The organism is Desulfoprunum benzoelyticum (genome assembly GCF_014201505.1).
Lineage (GTDB): Bacteria > Desulfobacterota > Desulfobulbia > Desulfobulbales > Desulfocapsaceae > Desulfoprunum > Desulfoprunum benzoelyticum.
In genome coordinates, this window is record NZ_JACHEO010000019.1 from 1 (window position 1) to 14,703 (window position 14,703).

General features: G+C 63.6%; 13 protein-coding genes. 6 read left to right on the forward strand and 7 right to left on the reverse strand.

Translation table 11 applies throughout. The annotated features are described in order from the left end of the window. Positions 1–121 precede the first annotated feature (121 nt). Entirely contained in the window at positions 122–895 is a 774-nt protein-coding gene (hisA, locus tag HNQ81_RS13790; protein WP_183351888.1) for a phosphoribosylformimino-5-aminoimidazole carboxamide ribotide isomerase, read from the forward strand. On the opposite strand, the gene HNQ81_RS13795 is transcribed toward hisA, so the two are convergent. The 3 genes from HNQ81_RS13795 to arfB form a co-directional block, all read right to left on the reverse strand. Then, on the reverse strand, positions 884–1,720 hold the full coding sequence (locus tag HNQ81_RS13795; RefSeq protein ID WP_183351889.1) for a ribonuclease H-like domain-containing protein: 837 nt from the start codon (positions 1,718–1,720) through the stop codon (positions 884–886). The two genes, hisA and HNQ81_RS13795, sit on opposite strands and share 12 nt — an antisense overlap. Before the next feature lie 17 nt (positions 1,721–1,737). Next, on the reverse strand, positions 1,738–3,534 hold the full coding sequence (locus HNQ81_RS13800) for a DEAD/DEAH box helicase (protein WP_183351890.1): 1,797 nt from the start codon (positions 3,532–3,534) through the stop codon (positions 1,738–1,740). Between the two features lie 466 nt (positions 3,535–4,000). Further along, positions 4,001–4,417, reverse strand: a complete 417-nt coding sequence (gene arfB, locus HNQ81_RS13805) for an alternative ribosome rescue aminoacyl-tRNA hydrolase ArfB (RefSeq protein ID WP_183351891.1) — start codon at positions 4,415–4,417, stop codon at positions 4,001–4,003. A gap of 136 nt (positions 4,418–4,553) precedes the next feature. Here arfB and HNQ81_RS13810 point away from each other — a divergent pair, with 136 nt between their 5' ends. Together HNQ81_RS13810 and HNQ81_RS13815 are read left to right on the forward strand one after the other, a co-directional pair. Further along, the gene (locus HNQ81_RS13810; RefSeq protein ID WP_183351892.1) at positions 4,554–5,045 is read left to right on the forward strand and encodes a YbaK/EbsC family protein; all 492 of its coding nucleotides are present in this window, start codon (positions 4,554–4,556) and stop codon (positions 5,043–5,045) included. Between the two features lie 42 nt (positions 5,046–5,087). Then, positions 5,088–6,227, forward strand: coding sequence for a trypsin-like peptidase domain-containing protein (locus tag HNQ81_RS13815; protein WP_183351893.1), 1,140 nt, complete (start codon positions 5,088–5,090; stop codon positions 6,225–6,227). Positions 6,228–6,265: 38 nt separating this feature from the next. Here the strand turns inward: HNQ81_RS13815 and HNQ81_RS13820 are convergent, their stop codons facing one another. Continuing rightward, entirely contained in the window at positions 6,266–7,501 is a 1,236-nt protein-coding gene (locus HNQ81_RS13820; protein WP_183351894.1) for a BaiN/RdsA family NAD(P)/FAD-dependent oxidoreductase, read from the reverse strand. Beyond that, positions 7,498–9,240 (reverse strand): pyruvate kinase, encoded by a 1,743-nt coding sequence (gene pyk / locus HNQ81_RS13825; protein WP_183351895.1) that lies wholly within the window; start codon positions 9,238–9,240, stop codon positions 7,498–7,500. Before pyk ends, HNQ81_RS13820 begins: the two co-directional genes overlap by 4 nt. Before the next feature lie 299 nt (positions 9,241–9,539). On the opposite strand from pyk, the gene HNQ81_RS13830 reads away from it, so the two are divergent. Then, positions 9,540–9,968 (forward strand): FKBP-type peptidyl-prolyl cis-trans isomerase, encoded by a 429-nt coding sequence (locus HNQ81_RS13830; protein WP_183351896.1) that lies wholly within the window; start codon positions 9,540–9,542, stop codon positions 9,966–9,968. Here the strand turns inward: HNQ81_RS13830 and HNQ81_RS13835 are convergent. Continuing rightward, complete coding sequence (locus tag HNQ81_RS13835) at positions 9,965–11,494, reverse strand: B12-binding domain-containing radical SAM protein (RefSeq protein ID WP_183351897.1); 1,530 nt, start codon at positions 11,492–11,494, stop codon at positions 9,965–9,967. The genes HNQ81_RS13830 and HNQ81_RS13835 overlap by 4 nt on opposite strands. Before the next feature lie 366 nt (positions 11,495–11,860). Here HNQ81_RS13835 and HNQ81_RS13840 point away from each other — a divergent pair, with 366 nt between their 5' ends. Continuing rightward, positions 11,861–12,775: a Tim44 domain-containing protein gene (locus HNQ81_RS13840; protein ID WP_183351898.1), complete on the forward strand. Its 915-nt coding sequence runs from the start codon at positions 11,861–11,863 to the stop codon at positions 12,773–12,775. Between the two features lie 58 nt (positions 12,776–12,833). After that, the gene (pdxH, locus tag HNQ81_RS13845; RefSeq protein ID WP_183351899.1) at positions 12,834–13,475 is read left to right on the forward strand and encodes a pyridoxamine 5'-phosphate oxidase; all 642 of its coding nucleotides are present in this window, start codon (positions 12,834–12,836) and stop codon (positions 13,473–13,475) included. 13 nt (positions 13,476–13,488) lie between these two features. On the opposite strand, the gene HNQ81_RS13850 is transcribed toward pdxH, so the two are convergent. Continuing rightward, positions 13,489–14,658 carry an RtcB family protein gene (locus HNQ81_RS13850; RefSeq protein ID WP_183351900.1) on the reverse strand — a complete coding sequence of 390 codons (1,170 nt, stop codon included), beginning with the start codon at positions 14,656–14,658 and terminating at the stop codon, positions 13,489–13,491. Positions 14,659–14,703 lie beyond the last annotated feature (45 nt).

Below are 14,703 nucleotides of genomic sequence, written 5' to 3' on the forward strand. Positions count from 1 at the left end.
GTTGTTCTGAGAGAGTACCTTACCATGGTTGGTAGGACAGATAGAGTCCCATCACGGATAAATCTGTCGAGGCTGAGTTTCAGTGGTAATCAGATTTTTTTTTGCGTATGGGGATGCCGTAATGAAATTCAGGCCATGTATCGATCTGCACCAGGGCCGGGTGAAACAGATAGTCGGTTCCAGTCTTGACGACGGCAATCCCGACAGCCTGCAGACCAACTTCGTCGCCGACAAGCCGGCAGCGTGGTTTGCCGCCCTGTACCGCGCCGACCGGCTGGCGGGGGGGCATATCATCAAGCTCGGTCCGGGCAACGATGAGGCGGCGCTGTCGGCCCTGGCCGCCTGGCCGGGAGGAATGCAGATCGGCGGCGGGATCACCGCCGACAACGCCGGGTCCTGGCTCGACCACGGGGCCTCCCACGTCATCGTCACCTCCTACGTCTTCGACCACGGGGTGATCAACCGCGACCGCCTGGCCGCGCTGGTGCGCAAGGTCGGCAGGGAGCGGCTGGTCCTCGATCTCAGTTGCCGCCGGCGGGGTGACGACTATCTCATCGTGACCGACCGGTGGCAGAAGTTCACCGATGTTGTCATTTCCGCTGCGGTGCTCGACGACCTCGGTCGCAGCTGCGATGAATTTCTGATTCATGCCGCTGATGTCGAGGGGAAATGCGGCGGGATCGAGATCGGCCTGATCGAGCTGCTCGGGGCTTTCAGTCCGGTGCCGACGACCTATGCCGGCGGCATCCGTCACACCGATGATCTGGTGCTGCTGCGGGAGAAGGGGCGGGGGCGGCTTGACTTCACGATCGGCAGCGCCCTCGACATCTTCGGCGGGACGATGATGACCTATCGCCAGGCGGTGGCCTTCGGCGGGCAGTCTTCACCAGCCTGAGCGATATCTCCGCTGCACCCGGTCGATCACCTCCAGATCGGGGCTGTGCGGCAGCATTGGCGGGACCGGCCAGTCGAGACTCAGTTCGGCGGCGAACGGCGTTGCCGCCACATTCCGGTTGTAGGCCTCGACCGCCAGGCGTTCGAGGTTGACCGTGTCCTCGATATTGTAGGCGAGCAGGGTGTCCAGCACCCGCCGGTCACCCGTGTGGCGGTACTCATTCCACAGCAGGACGGCAAAATAACCGTCGACCCCGTCGAGGGCGCCGCGGTTGATTCCCAGCCCCCGTTCGCAACCCTTCAGGCCGCCCTTGAATCCGAGCCGGGCCAGGACATAGCGCAGATCGATCTGGGCCTGGGTCAGCCGGATGCGGAAAAAACGTTCCAGGAACGGGACATCGAATCCCTTGCCGTTATAGGTGACGAGGACCTGGAAGCGGTCGATGAACGCCGGGAAGAGGTGCAGGTCCTCGCCGTTGACGAAGGTCGTGACCTCGTCGCCGTCGTAGACGGCGATCGTGGTGATCTCGGCTGCCTCGGCCAGGCCGGTGGTCTCGATATCGAGGTAGGCGGTGGCATCCCGGTAGTGGGGAAATATCCGCCAGTGCTCGCTTGCCGCCAGCCGGCCGGTGAAAAATGACGGATCGGCGGCCAGGGCCTGGCGGGATGAAGCGAGGAGTTCTGGAATCTCGACCGGGCAGGCGGTTTTCATCGCCACCGGTGGCGGATCCCGCCAATCGTCCCAGCTGTTGATTCCGGACTGCCACAGCCGGCGTTCCGTCTTCGGCCCCAGTCCGGGGATATGGCAGAAGGTGTGTTGCAGCATGGGCCGGCGGCGATCTTTCAGGCAGGCTGCTGACCCGGTCTTTGGTTCTTGCCGCGGTTCCGGGGCGTTTTGTTCGCCGGGTTCTTCCTGTCGGGCTGCCCCTGCCTCGCGCCTCTTTTCGCCCCCGGCGCGGAGGCTTCAATCCGGCTGAGGTGCATGGGCCGTTCGTTGATCCGCACCTTCTGCAGCAGGCGAAAGACCTCTACGGGCATGCCGTAGGGCAGCTCGACGGTGCTGTAGTCGTCGAAAATCGAGATTTGACCGATATGGCGGCTCTCGATGTCGGCCTCGTTGGCGATCGCCCCGACGATGTTGCCGGGCTTGACTCCGTGACGCAGGCCGACCTCGAGACGATAACGTTCCATCGCCTCGTCGGCGGGAAGGGTGATCGCTCTTTTCCCCGGACGTTCGGTCTCCCTGCGGCCCATCGGCCTGTCAGTGCGACCGGCGGCCGGTTTGGCCTTCCTTTCCCGGCGCGTTTCCGTCTCGTCCATCAAGAACGGCCGGTCGCCGTGAACCAGGCGGGCCAGGGCTGCCGCCAGCAGCAGCGGGTCGGTGCCGTATTCCTGCTGGTAATCGCGGATGATCGTCTGGAACATGGTGCTGTCGGCCTCGAGGGCGCCGCTGATACGGCTCTTGAATTTTCTGATCCGCTGCTCGTTGATCGAACGGGCCGAGGGCATGTCCATCGGCGCGATCTTCTGTCGCGTCAGTTTTTCAATGGCGCCGAGCATCCGCTGTTCGCGGGGATGGACGAAGAGGATGGCCTCGCCGCTCCTGCCGGCCCGGCCGGTGCGGCCGACCCGGTGGATGTAGGCCTCGGCGTCGAAGGGGATGTCAAAGTTGACGACATGGCTGATCCGCTCGACATCGAGGCCACGGGCGGCGACGTCGGTGGCGACGAGGATGTCGATACGGCCGCTCTTGAGCTGGTCGATGGTCCGCAGGCGGTTGGCCTGCTGGATATCCCCGCTTAAAGGGGCGCAGGCATAGCCTTTGTCGGCCAGGGCCTCCGCCAGTTCCATGGTCTGCAGTTTGGTCCTGACGAAGACCAGCATGGCATCGAACGACTCGACCTCGAGCAGGCGCTGCAGCGCCTCCAGTTTTCTGGCATAGCCGTTGGCGGAGATATAGCGCTGGTTGATCATCGGGGCGGTGACGGCTGTGGTCTCGATGGTGATCTCAACCGGCGACGACAGATGTTTCTGGGCGATCCGCCGGATGCTCTGGGGCATGGTAGCGGAAAAGAGGGCGATCTGGCGGGAGGCCGGGATCTGTTCGAGGATCCACTCGACATCGTCGATGAAGCCCATCTTCAGCATCTCGTCGGCCTCGTCGAGGACCAGACCGTGGATATGCTGCAGATTGAGGCTGCCGCGGCGGATGTGATCCATCACCCGGCCAGGGGTGCCGACAATGACCTGGACGCCGCGCTTGAGCGCGCTCAGCTGGACCCCGTAGTCCTGGCCGCCGAAGATCGCCAGGGAACGGAAGTTGTCGAGATGGCGGCCATACTGCTGAAAGGAGTCGGACACCTGGAGGGCCAGCTCCCGGGTCGGGGCGAGGACGAGGATCTGCGGGCGAACCTGCTTCTCCGTCTTGAGGTGCATCAAGAGCGGCAGGGCGAAGGCGGCGGTCTTGCCGGTGCCTGTCTGGGCCTGACCGACGACGTCGCGACCGGCGAGCATGTGGGGAATCATCCGGCTCTGGATCGGCGTCGGGCTTTCATAGCCGGCATCTTCGAGGGCCTGGAGCAGGGGGCTGCTGAGTTGGAGGTCGGAGAACATGGGTGTGGCGTTGTTGTCTGCGGACATGCGAGTTCCTTCGGTGGTACTGGGAGACCCGCAGCGGTAAAAACTGCCGTGTCGCTGCGGAGTGAGGATGAGCGGGATATGAATAAAAAGAGGGAGGTTTCAGCCTGTGGTGCTGCCGGCCTCCGCGAGAATCGATATCTCCGGCGCTGATCCGGTGCGTGTCTGTCCAGTTCCAAGTCCGTTATTGCGGTGCATCGCTTTCTGGCCCGACACTCATGAGTTGAACCACTTAATATACCCGGTCTGGATTGATTGGGCAATGAATATCGTCAGGCGTGCAACCCTATCCTTCGTTGCCGGGAGTGTCGATCCCTGCCCTGAAAACCGCAATCACCCTGGTCGTCGACGTCCCGTCGCAGGCCAGGAAGACCTTGGCCCTGACGCCTGTCCTGACTGTCGCAAAGAGCAAAACGCCCGTGTCATGCACCGCCTGGCTACCGGGGCCTGGCTTTCGTTTCTTCGAGGATCATTCGGGCTTTTTGCGGAGCGCTTTGGTCAATCCCCGCCTGATCTTGGCCTTGAGCCGATGCTGTTTCGCCGCCGGCGTCGGTCGGGTCGGGCGACGGGTCTTCCTGACAGTCCCAGCCTGACGTATAAGCTCGGCCAGACGGGTGATCGCCGCCTCGCGATTCTTTTCCAGGCTCCTGTATTCCTGGGCCTTGATGATGATCATGCCGTCGGCGGTGATATGGTGGTCGCGCATGGCCAGCAGACGCTGCTTGTAGAGATCGGGCAGTGACGAGCGCAGGATGTCGAATCGCAGGTGCACCGCGTTCGACACCTTGTTGACGTTCTGGCCGCCGGCCCCCTGGGCCCGGATCGACGTGAACTCGATTTCCCGTTCCGGCAGAAAGAGGCTGTCGGTAATTTGTATCTGTTGCATGGTATATCCTTCTCCTGGTAAGCTTGCAACGGCTTGATAGCAGACGAAATTGCCGGACTGCCTGCGTCACATTAATCTATACCAATACTCCGAAAAAGTCTTCCGGAGACGGAAAACTCAATTCTGTGGAGGGCGGATGACATCACTGCTCCATGATAGCGCCCAACGGGTCCAGACCTTTCTTGCCGGCCGTGGATTTCCCTGCGATGTCAGGGAACTGCCGGGATCGACGCGGACGGCGCAGGAGGCTGCCGCGACCATCGGTTGCCGTGTCGCCCAGATTGCCAAATCCCTGGTGTTTGAGGAGGCCTTTTCCGGTGAGGCTGTCCTCGTCGTCGCTTCCGGCGAAAATCGCGTCGACCTGCTCAAGATCGAGCGGGCGACAGGTCTGCGGCTCAGACGGGCTGACGCTCGATTCGTCAAGGCCAAAGTCGGTTTCGCCATCGGCGGCATCCCTCCGGCCGGCCATGATACGGTTCTGGTGACTCTGCTCGATCCGGATCTGAGGAACCATGAGGTCGTCTGGGCGGCGGCCGGGACCCCTTTTGCCGTCTTCGCCGTCGACCCGTATCAGCTCGAGGCGATGACCGGCGGGAAATGGGTTGATCTTGCCGAAGCGCGTGGCTGAACGATGGCGATCCGGGGGCCGGCACCACATGGAGAGGAAAAGATGGGAAAGAAGACGATCCGGTGTCCGAAATGCTCCCATGAGCAGACTGACCCGGTTGAATGCGCCGGATGCGGGCTGATTTTCGCCCGTTATCGGCAACACCAGGCCCGGCGGCAGGAGCAGGAGGCGGCGGCCGCCGCCGGCAGGGGGTCAGCCACCGGTCTGAAGCTGGGGGGCGTTGTCCTGCTTATGCTCGTGACCGCCGGGTTGACGTATTATCTGGTTCGGCCGGCAGAAGAGCAGTCATCGCCGGTGCCGCCGGTCCGGCAGCAGAGCGCGATCCCGGCGCCGTCGGCGGCAGAGGAGAAACCACCGCCGCCGGCGACGGTTGCGGCCGGCAGCGAGGCGGTTGCCGAGCGTGGAAGTTCGATCGAGGAGGCCCGCAATGCCACGGTTTCGATCGAAACCCCGTGGGGAACCGGTTCGGGATTTTTCGTCAATAAAAACTATATCGTCACCAACCGCCATGTGGTCGAGGTCGACCAGGAGGCGCTGACCGAGGCCAGATCGAAGGTGGAAACCTTCCGCCGGCTCGTCGAACTGGAAAAGGAGAAACTGGAGCAGCTGCGGCAGGAGATGGGGAGGCTGCCGGAAGGACCGTCACGCAAACAGCTGGCTTTGATCCTCGAGACCCGTGAGGGTGAACTGGCCCGGATCCTGCCGCAGCTCGAAGCCGGTGAAACACAGGTCGCGGCGATGGAAAAAGGGATCTACCCTTCCGATATCAAGATCGTTCTCGCCGACGGCCGGGAGATGACGGCCGATTTCCTGCAGGTCAGCAGCAGCCATGATCTGGCCCTGTTGGCCCTGCACACCATCGACAACCCGTATCTGCGGAGAGACCCGATGGGCCGGCGGCTGCAGCAGGGCGAAAAGGTCTACACGATCGGCAGCCCCGTCGGCCTGCGCCATACCGTGACCTCGGGGATCTTTTCCGGTTACCGGGAGCGACCGGACGACGGCAGCGTTCTGCTGCAGACCGATGCCGCGATCAATCCGGGCAACAGCGGCGGACCGTTGATCGATGAGCAGGGCTATGTCTTCGGGGTCAATACGATGATCCTCAAGGATACCGAAGGTATCGGCTTCGCCATCCCGATCGGGGTGGTATTCGAGGATTTCATTTCCCTGCTGCGCTGATCCCGAGTGGCAACCGGACGCGTCCGGACAATGACCTTTCAGTGACCTTCCTGGCCGGCCATCCAGCCGGTGGAGAAGGCGGCCTGGAGGTTGTAGCCGCCGGTATCGGCATGGAGATCGAGCAGTTCGCCGACGATGAAGAGCCCCTTGGTCAACCGGGATTCCATGGTCCGCGGATCGATTTCCCGCAGATCGACCCCGCCGGCGGTGACGATGGCCTCGTCGAAGGAACGGTGGCCGGTGATGGGCAGACGGAAATTCTTCAGCCAGACGATCAGTTTTTTCCGTTCTTCGTTGCTGATCGTGCCGGCAGCTTTTTTCGCATCAATCCCGTTTTGTTGCAGGCAGATCGGTACCATTTCCCGGGGCAGCAGCGCCCTGAGGACGCTGGCGGCCGGCTCGCCGCCGCGGCCGGTGAAATCCCTTTGCAGCCGCAGGTCGAGTTTGGCCTCGGACAACGCCGGTTTGAGGTCGATGGCGAGGGCCACCTTTTTCCCTTGTCGCAGACTGTCGACGGCCAGATGGCTGAACGACAGGACGAGCGGGCCGTTCACCCCGAAGCTGGTGAAGCACAGTTCGCCGAAATCCTGGTACTGCCGTTTGCCGTCGATAAAAACCCGGGCCTCGATATTTTTGAGGCTGAGTCCGGCCAACCTCTTCACTAAGGCCCCTTCCGACTCCAGCGGCACCAGGGCGGGGCGGATCGCGACGATGCTGTGTCCCGCCTGTCCCGCCAACCGATAGCCGTCGCCGGTCGATCCGGTGCGGGGATACGAGGCGCCGCCGGTGGCGAGGACGACCTTGCCGCCTTCGATCAGTTCCCCCTTGCTGTAGACGCCGTGGATGCGGCCGTTGTCGATGGCCAGCGACTCGACCGGGGTCGAGCAACGGATCTCGACCCCCTGCCGCTCGGCCCATTGCCGCAGAACCTTCAGCACCTCGAGGGCCTTGCCGCAGGTGGGAAACACCCGCCCGCCTCGTTCAGTGCTCAGTGCCAGCCCCTGCCGTTCAAAGAAAGCGATCAGCTCCGGCGAGAAAAAACGGGCGAATGCCTGGTGCAGAAAACGCCCATTGTCTCCAAAATGTTTTATAAAATCGGAAAGATCGGCAATGTTGGTGAGGTTGCAGCGGCCCTTGCCGGTGATGCCGAGTTTGCGGCCCGGTTTGGCCATCTTTTCGAGGAGCAGCACCTCTCTTCCGGCTGCGGCGGCCTCGCCGGCAGCCATCAGCCCGGCAGGTCCGCCACCGATGACGATGACCCGATTGCGGTTCATGAGCAGGAAGATCCATAGCAGATATGGCCGGTGGTGCCGTTGATCGTGATCAGTTGCCCGTTTTCGAAGATCGAGGTGGCGTCGGGGATGTTGCAGACCACCGGGATCCCGAGTTCCCGGCCGACGATCGCCGCATGCGAGGTCAGGCCCGGCTGTTCGGCGATGATCCCCTTGACCCGGCCGAGGTGTTCGAGCATTGCCGGTTTGGTCGACGAGACGACGACGATGACCTCCTCCGGCAGGTTGTCCCAGTCGCTGTCGGTCTCGATGATCCGCACCAGGCCGTGGGCGGTGGCCGAGCCGATCCCCTGGCCGGAGACGCAGATATCGGCGACGGTGTGGACCTTGAGCATGTTGGTGGTGCCCGGCGTCTGCAGCGGCATGCCGGCGGTGATTACGACCAGGTCGCCGTTGACGATGAACTGGGCCTGGGTGGCGATGTGGATGGCCCGATCGAGCTGTTCGTCCATCGTCGAGGCCGAAGCGCAGTACAGCGGCGCCACCCCCCGGATCAATTGGAGTTGGCGGATCGTTTCCAGTTGCGGGCTGACGGCGATGATCGGGGCCTTGGGCCGGTGCCGGGCGACCATCCTGGCGGTGGACCCGGAGGAGGTGGCGGTGATGATTGCCGCGGCGTCGAGATCGGCGGCAGTGGCGCAGCAGGCGTAGGATATCGAGTCGGTGACGACCTGGCGGCGGTGGCGCAGGCCGGCCGCGAGAATGGCGTCGTAATCGAGGTTCTGTTCCGAGATCCTGGCGCAGCGGGTGAGGAAACGGATGGCCTCGACGGGGTAGCGTCCGGTCGCCGTTTCGGCCGAGAGCATCACCGCGTCGGTGCCGTCGAAAATCGCGTTCGTCACATCGTTGGCCTCGGCCCTGGTCGGGGTTGGGCTGGTGATCATCGACTCCAGCATCTGGGTGGCGGTGATCACCGGTTTGCCGGCGAGATTGGCACGGTGGATGATCCGTTTCTGGATGATCGGCACCTCTTCCGCCGGCATCTCGACCCCCAGGTCGCCGCGGGCGACCATCAACCCCTCCGCCGCTTCGAGAATTTCGTCGAGGTTGTCGACACCCTGGCGGTTTTCAATCTTGGCGATGATCGCCTGCCGACCGCCGTGTTCCTCGATGATCCGGCGAACTTCCCAGACATCGTCGGCGCTGCGCACGAACGAGGCGGCAATGAAATCGACATTCCTGGCGATCCCGAAGATGATATCGTCGATATCCTCGGTGGTGAGAGACGGCAGATTGACGACGGTGTCGGGCAGACTGACCCGTTTGCGGCTCATCAGACGGCCGCCGGCGACCACCCGGGTGATGACGTCGCCGCCCTCGATCCGGATGACGGTGAGAGCGAGCTTGCCGTCGTCGAGGAGAATCGTGTGCCCTTCCTGGATCTGGGCGGCGAATTCCGGATAATTGACACTGATACGGGGCCCAGAGCAGGTGGCGGGGGCCGAGGTGATGGTCAGCTCCTGGCCGTCTTCCAGGATCATATCGGCCTTCAGGTCGCCGACCCGTATCTCCGGACCGCGGGTGTCGAGCAGAATGGCGGTGTCGGTACCGGCCCGGCGTCTGGCCTTCTTCACCAGGTCGATGAGCCGCTCGTGGGTCTGGCGGTCGCCGTGGGAGAGATTGATCCTGGCGACATTCATGCCGGCATTGATGAAGGCGAAGACCTCGTCCTCCGTCTGGCTGCGGGGACCGAGGGTGGCGATGATCTTGGTCTTGTTCATGGCCTCTGTATATTCCTGGTGACGGGAGGGATCGGGCGGGCAAAGCTGATCCGGATGGTTGCCGGCCGGGGGCAGGGAAGCACTGTTCCGGGTAAAAATTACTACAACCGGCCGGAAAGAAAAAGAACAAAAACAGCGGTGGAGGATTGGCGAGGGGCGCTGCCGTACGACGGTGGCGGGGGAGCGGCAAAAACGTTAGAGGTATCTTTCACTCCGTTGCTGTGCTATATTTGGTCCCTTTCATTCGGCAACAACCTGTAGGAACAGTTGCATAACCTGAAGAACTGAGGGGTATAGAAATGACGGAAGCAAGAAAAGGCGACAATGTGAAGGTCCATTACACCGGCAGGCTGGAGGACGGGACGGTCTTCGACAGCTCCGCCGGCAAGAATCCGCTCGAATTCACCGTCGGCAGCGGCCAGGTCATTCCCGGCTTCGACGAGGCGGTCGTCGGCATGGCGACCGGCCAAACGAAGACCGTCCATATTCCGGTCGATAAGGCCTATGGCGCCCGCAACGATCAGATGGTGATCACCACGCCGCTCGAACACGTGCCGCCGGGACTGGATCCGGAACTGGGCATGCGCCTGGAGATGGGCGGCGCCAACGGCGAAGTGATCCGGGTGGTCGTCACCGAGATCACCGACAGCCATATCACCCTCGACGCCAATCCTCCGCTTGCCGGCAAGGACTTGATCTTCGAAATCGAGCTGGTGGCGATCGGTTAAATTCCGGGCCTGCCGGCCGGACCGGCGAAGAACGGGGCGTGGTTGGAGGTGAAGAAGGGCGGGTCGCGCTGGAGGACGGTCCGGATGGCCGGCCGGTTCTTGAACTCACGGTCGAGGAAACGGCGGATCTCCCGTCGTCCCCACCCTCGTGGGTGACGAAAGTCATGGTAGAGCGTGAGGTCGCCCTGGTGCCTGGTGGTGATCTCCAGGCCGGCGGCCTCCCGGCTGCCGACCGGCAGATTGAAGATCGCGAGGTTGAGGAAGGTTATCAGCCGGTGGTGGTCGGCGACGAAGGCCAGTGTTTCCCTGGCCTCATCCATCGATTCGCCGGGAGTGCCGAACAGCAGGTAGACATAGGTCGCAATACCGGCTGCGGCCAGCGCCTCCAGCGCCGTTGCAACCTTTTTGATGTCGATCCCCTTGTTCATGCCGTCCAGCACCTGCTGCGATCCCGACTCGATGCCGAGCTTGAGCATGACGCACCCGGCCTGCCGCAGCTGCCGGCAGTACTCGCGATCGGTCAGGCGGTCGTCGAGACGGGCGAAGCCGTACCATGGAATCCCCGGCGGCCGGTCGGTCAGGGCCCGCATGACCGCCGGGTTGACGGCGTTGTCGAGAAAGTGCAGGAGCCGGGGCCGCCAGGCCGTCACCAGGCTGTCGAGCTGATCCATGACTGTCGGCGGGGTGAGAGGGAGATAGGGGTTTGCCTCGCTGGTTTCGGGGCAGAAGGAGCATTTCCGCCAATAGCACCCGGATGAGGCGGCGTAGGGCAGGATGAAGCCGGGGGCGAAATAGGGGAGGTCTCCGAGCCCGGTGTAATCGGGAATCTCCAGGCGACAAGGTTGGGGCGGCCCGAGCAGGGCGAGAAGCGGCCCCTCCCCGGGCCCGGCGACGAGATGATCGACCAGGCCGGTGAACGGGTTGCGCCAGGATGGGTTGCGCAGCCAGGTCGTCACCAGACCGCCGCCGAGGACGATCGGAATCGTCGGGGCCTGTGCCCGGAGAAAACCGATGATGGCGAAGGTGGTGAGGGCCTGACCGAGATACTGCAGCGACAGGCCGATCAACGTCGGGGTTTCGTCCTCCAGCAATTGTGTCAGGCGTCTGGAAAAGTACGGGTAGAAAATATTCTGCCGGAAGCGATGGGCTGCCGTGATCAGGTCGTCGCTGACGGTCGGCGAGAGGGTCTCGTCCTGGTAGTTGGCGAACGACAGCAGCAATCCATGTGTTCTGCCGGCGGCCTCCAGGACCCGGTTGCAGTCCCTGACCGCCCGCTGGTAACGGGCCGGGATGCGGTAGAGTTCAGGGCCCTGCAGGGCGGCGATATTGGCGGCAAGGTCCCGGCCGGCCCGTCGGCTCCAGGTGTCGGTGGCCGGCGGGGCGGAGCCGAGGACATGGAGCATCCCTTCGAGATTCATGTCGCAGACCCGGCAGCGGTGGTTGCTGCCGCGCAGCGCCGCGGCCAGGTGGGCAAGGGCGGCCGGCGGTTCGCCGGGTTTGGCGGTGGGGGGATGAAGGAGCAGCATTGTCGTTGACCTGTCGGGGCGAAGGGCGCGGCCGGACCCATGCCCGGCGTTGATTCCGGCCATGGCGATGAGACGGCCGGCGTGTTTCGATATCCTGGATAGCAGAGGGCGCCGTGAAATGGTGGTCACTATAAACCGGGCCCGGGTAAATGGCCAGCGTCCTGTGCTGCCGAGGTCTGCCCCGAGGATGATCGCCGCAACCAGGACCAGCCATTGTCATCTTCTTCGGCTTCACCCGGTATCGCCCACCCAGTCTGCCATCCCCGTTTTCGCATGACAAATCGGCGGCCTCCTGTTACACTGCTGACCTCGTACTGAAGGTCGCCTCCTGCGACATCCAGCCAACCTGAATTGAAGGATATTGCTATGTATTCCATATGGACAAAAATGCTGCCGCTGCTGCTTGTGTTCTTTGCCGTGTCGCTGATCGAGACGGGATTTGTGCCTGACACGGCTGACGCCCGCTCCAGGGGCGGCGGCAGATCGTTCAGTACGGCCCCGAAAAAGGCCCCGGTCCAGAATACCCAGCCGGGGGCGACGACCAACCGGAGCGGCAGTTTCAGCCGGGGCCTGATGGGCGGCCTGGTCGGCGGGGCCCTGGGCGGCCTGCTGTTCGGCTCGATGTTCGGGGCGCCGGGCAGCGGCATGGGCATTCTGCCGATTCTGCTGTTGGCCGGTGTCGCCTATTTCCTCTATCGTAAGATGTCGGCATCGCGTTCCGGTTCGTCGCCGTCGGGCGCTTTCCCGGGCAGTCAGCGCGGCCCGGTTGGCGGTGGCGGCTTTCCGATGCCGTCCGCTTCCCCCCCACCGCCGTCGGGATCGGTGGCCTCTCTTGATGACGGCCTGGCCGAGCTCCAGCGGACCGACCGCACCTTTGACCCGAAATATTTCACCGAGGTCGCCTCGGATGTCTTCTTTCAGGTCCAGGCCGGCTGGATGCGGCGCGATCTCGATTCCTATCGCCATCTCCTCGGGACCCAGCTGGCAGAAGAGTACGAGCAGGAATTCGCGGAGATGCGCCGTCTCGGGCATATCAACAAGCTCGAGAGCATCGCCATCCGCCGGGTGGAGATTACCGCCGCCGGCAGCGACGGCCGGGAGGATTTCGTCACCGTCCATTTCCTTGCCAACCTCCTCGATTACACGGTCGATGAGAAGACCAGCGAAGTCGTTGCCGGCAGCATGACCACGCCGGTGAAATTCGAGGAGGAGTGGACGTGGGCGCGCCCTACCGGTACTCAGGACTGGCGGCTCGAAGGGATCAAGGTCGTCAACGGTTGAACTCCAATGGATTGCCTGGCGGGAATGGCGGGACAGAGCGGCACGAGTTGGGTGAGACGTGGATCTGAGCCGTTTTCGCCGTGATTACCTGAAGGGCGGGCTGTCGCGGTCGAGCCTCGCCCCCGAACCGGTCCGGCAGTTTACGACCTGGTTCGAACAGGCCCGGGCCGCCGAGATCGCCGAACCCACGGCCATGGTCCTGGCGACCGTCGATGCCAACGGCCAGCCGAGTCAGCGGGCGGTGCTGCTGAAATACTACGACGACAGCGGGCTGGTCTTCTTCACCAATTATGAAAGCCGGAAGGCCCGGGAAATGGCGGTCAATCCCCGGGTCAGCCTCCTCTTCCTCTGGCTCGAGCTGGAGCGCCAGGTCCGGATCAGCGGCATCGCCAGCCGGATCTCGGCCGTCGAATCGGCCCGCTATTTCATGACCCGGCCCAAGGACAGCCAGGTCGCGGCCTGGGTGTCGAGCCAGAGCCATGCCCTGTCGTCGCGGCGGATGCTGCTGCAGAAGTTCCAGGAGATGAAGCGCAAGATCGGCGAGGGCAAGGTGCCCCTCCCCTCCTTCTGGGGCGGATACCGGGTGCGGCCGGAGGAGGTCGAGTTCTGGCAGGGCCGCAAGAACCGCCTCCACGACCGCTTCCTCTATACCCGCAGGGATGGCGGCGGCGACTGGAAAATCGAACGCCTCGCCCCGTAACCTGCCCCGAGTCCTATCCCTTGATGACCGCCAGCGGCTGCAGCCTGGTCTCGATCTCCACCAGGTCCCGCTGATTGGCCATCACCATCTCTATATCCTTGTAGGCCCCGGCTGCCTCCTCCAGGTCCCTCCGACCCCGGATGGCGTGCAGGATCTGCCGCTCTTCCAGTCGTTGAATTTCCGCCCTGAGATCGAGCTGCCGCTGCGCCTGACGACGGCCGAGCCGGCGGCCGGCGCCGTGCGAACAGGAAGAGAAACTTTCGCTGTTGCCCAGTCCCCTGACGATATAGCTGGCCGTTCCCTGGGAGCCGGGGACGATCCCGGTCTCCCCGCGGCCGGCCCTGGTCGCCCCTTTGCGGTGAACGAGGACCTCGCGGCCGAAATGGGTCTCGAGGGCGGCGTAGTTATGGGCCACGTCGATCGGCGGGGCGAAGGAAACCGGGGCGCAGTAGTGCTGCAGGATATCTTCGACCCGCATCATCATCAACCGTCGGTTGGCCCGGGCGAATTCGACGCAGTACCGCATCTCCTGGAGGTATTGCAGGGCCGCGGGCAGATCGAGCGGCAGGAAGGCCAGCTGCCGGTCGGCGCCGAAACCGCTGCCCTTCCTGCGGTCCAGTTCGATCGCCAGGTCGTTGTAGTGGTTGGCCACCCGGAAGCCGAGGTTGCGACTGCCGGAATGGATCATGATCCAGATATGGCGGTCGTCGGCCTGTTGGATCTCGATGAAGTGGTTGCCGCCGCCGAGGGTGCCGATCTGGGTCAGGGCGCTGTCGTATTCGCGGCTGACGACCGGCAGGGCCGCGATATCGATCCCCGGCGTCGGCATCTGCCTGGCATCCTGTTTCTGCCGGTGATGGGCGAAGCCGACCGGGATCGCCAGGCGGATGGCGCCGAGGACGGACTTGAGGGTCTCCCGGTTCATCGCGGTCAGCGAGGTTCGGACGGCACAGACCCCGCAGCCGATATCGACGCCGACGGCGTTCGGGATCACGACGTCCCGGGTCGCGGCAACGCCGCCGATCGGCATGCCGAAGCCGACATGGGCGTCGGCCATGATCGCGATATGACTGTGGATGAAGGGCAGGGAAGCGAGATTTCTGGCCTGGGTCAGGGTGTCCTCGTCGATATCCCGCAGCCACAGTTTGATCGGGTGTCTTTCGGTGGTGATGCAGTGTTCCATGGTCACACCCCCAATGGCGGCCTGCCGCCGGGCGGGCGGGCGCCG

Bases quoted from the DNA above. Each gene is read 5' to 3' on its own strand.
- hisA (WP_183351888.1), top strand. From the start codon at position 122: ATGAAATTCAGGCCATGTATCGATCTGCACCAGGGCCGGGTGAAACAG.
- HNQ81_RS13795 (WP_183351889.1), bottom strand. From the start codon at position 1,720: ATGCTGCAACACACCTTCTGCCATATCCCCGGACTGGGGCCGAAGACG.
- HNQ81_RS13800 (WP_183351890.1), bottom strand. From the start codon at position 3,534: ATGTCCGCAGACAACAACGCCACACCCATGTTCTCCGACCTCCAACTC.
- arfB (WP_183351891.1), bottom strand. From the start codon at position 4,417: ATGCAACAGATACAAATTACCGACAGCCTCTTTCTGCCGGAACGGGAA.
- HNQ81_RS13810 (WP_183351892.1), top strand. From the start codon at position 4,554: ATGACATCACTGCTCCATGATAGCGCCCAACGGGTCCAGACCTTTCTT.
- HNQ81_RS13815 (WP_183351893.1), top strand. From the start codon at position 5,088: ATGGGAAAGAAGACGATCCGGTGTCCGAAATGCTCCCATGAGCAGACT.
- HNQ81_RS13820 (WP_183351894.1), bottom strand. From the start codon at position 7,501: ATGAACCGCAATCGGGTCATCGTCATCGGTGGCGGACCTGCCGGGCTG.
- pyk (WP_183351895.1), bottom strand. From the start codon at position 9,240: ATGAACAAGACCAAGATCATCGCCACCCTCGGTCCCCGCAGCCAGACG.
- HNQ81_RS13830 (WP_183351896.1), top strand. From the start codon at position 9,540: ATGACGGAAGCAAGAAAAGGCGACAATGTGAAGGTCCATTACACCGGC.
- HNQ81_RS13835 (WP_183351897.1), bottom strand. From the start codon at position 11,494: ATGCTGCTCCTTCATCCCCCCACCGCCAAACCCGGCGAACCGCCGGCC.
- HNQ81_RS13840 (WP_183351898.1), top strand. From the start codon at position 11,861: ATGTATTCCATATGGACAAAAATGCTGCCGCTGCTGCTTGTGTTCTTT.
- HNQ81_RS13850 (WP_183351900.1), bottom strand. From the start codon at position 14,658: ATGGAACACTGCATCACCACCGAAAGACACCCGATCAAACTGTGGCTG.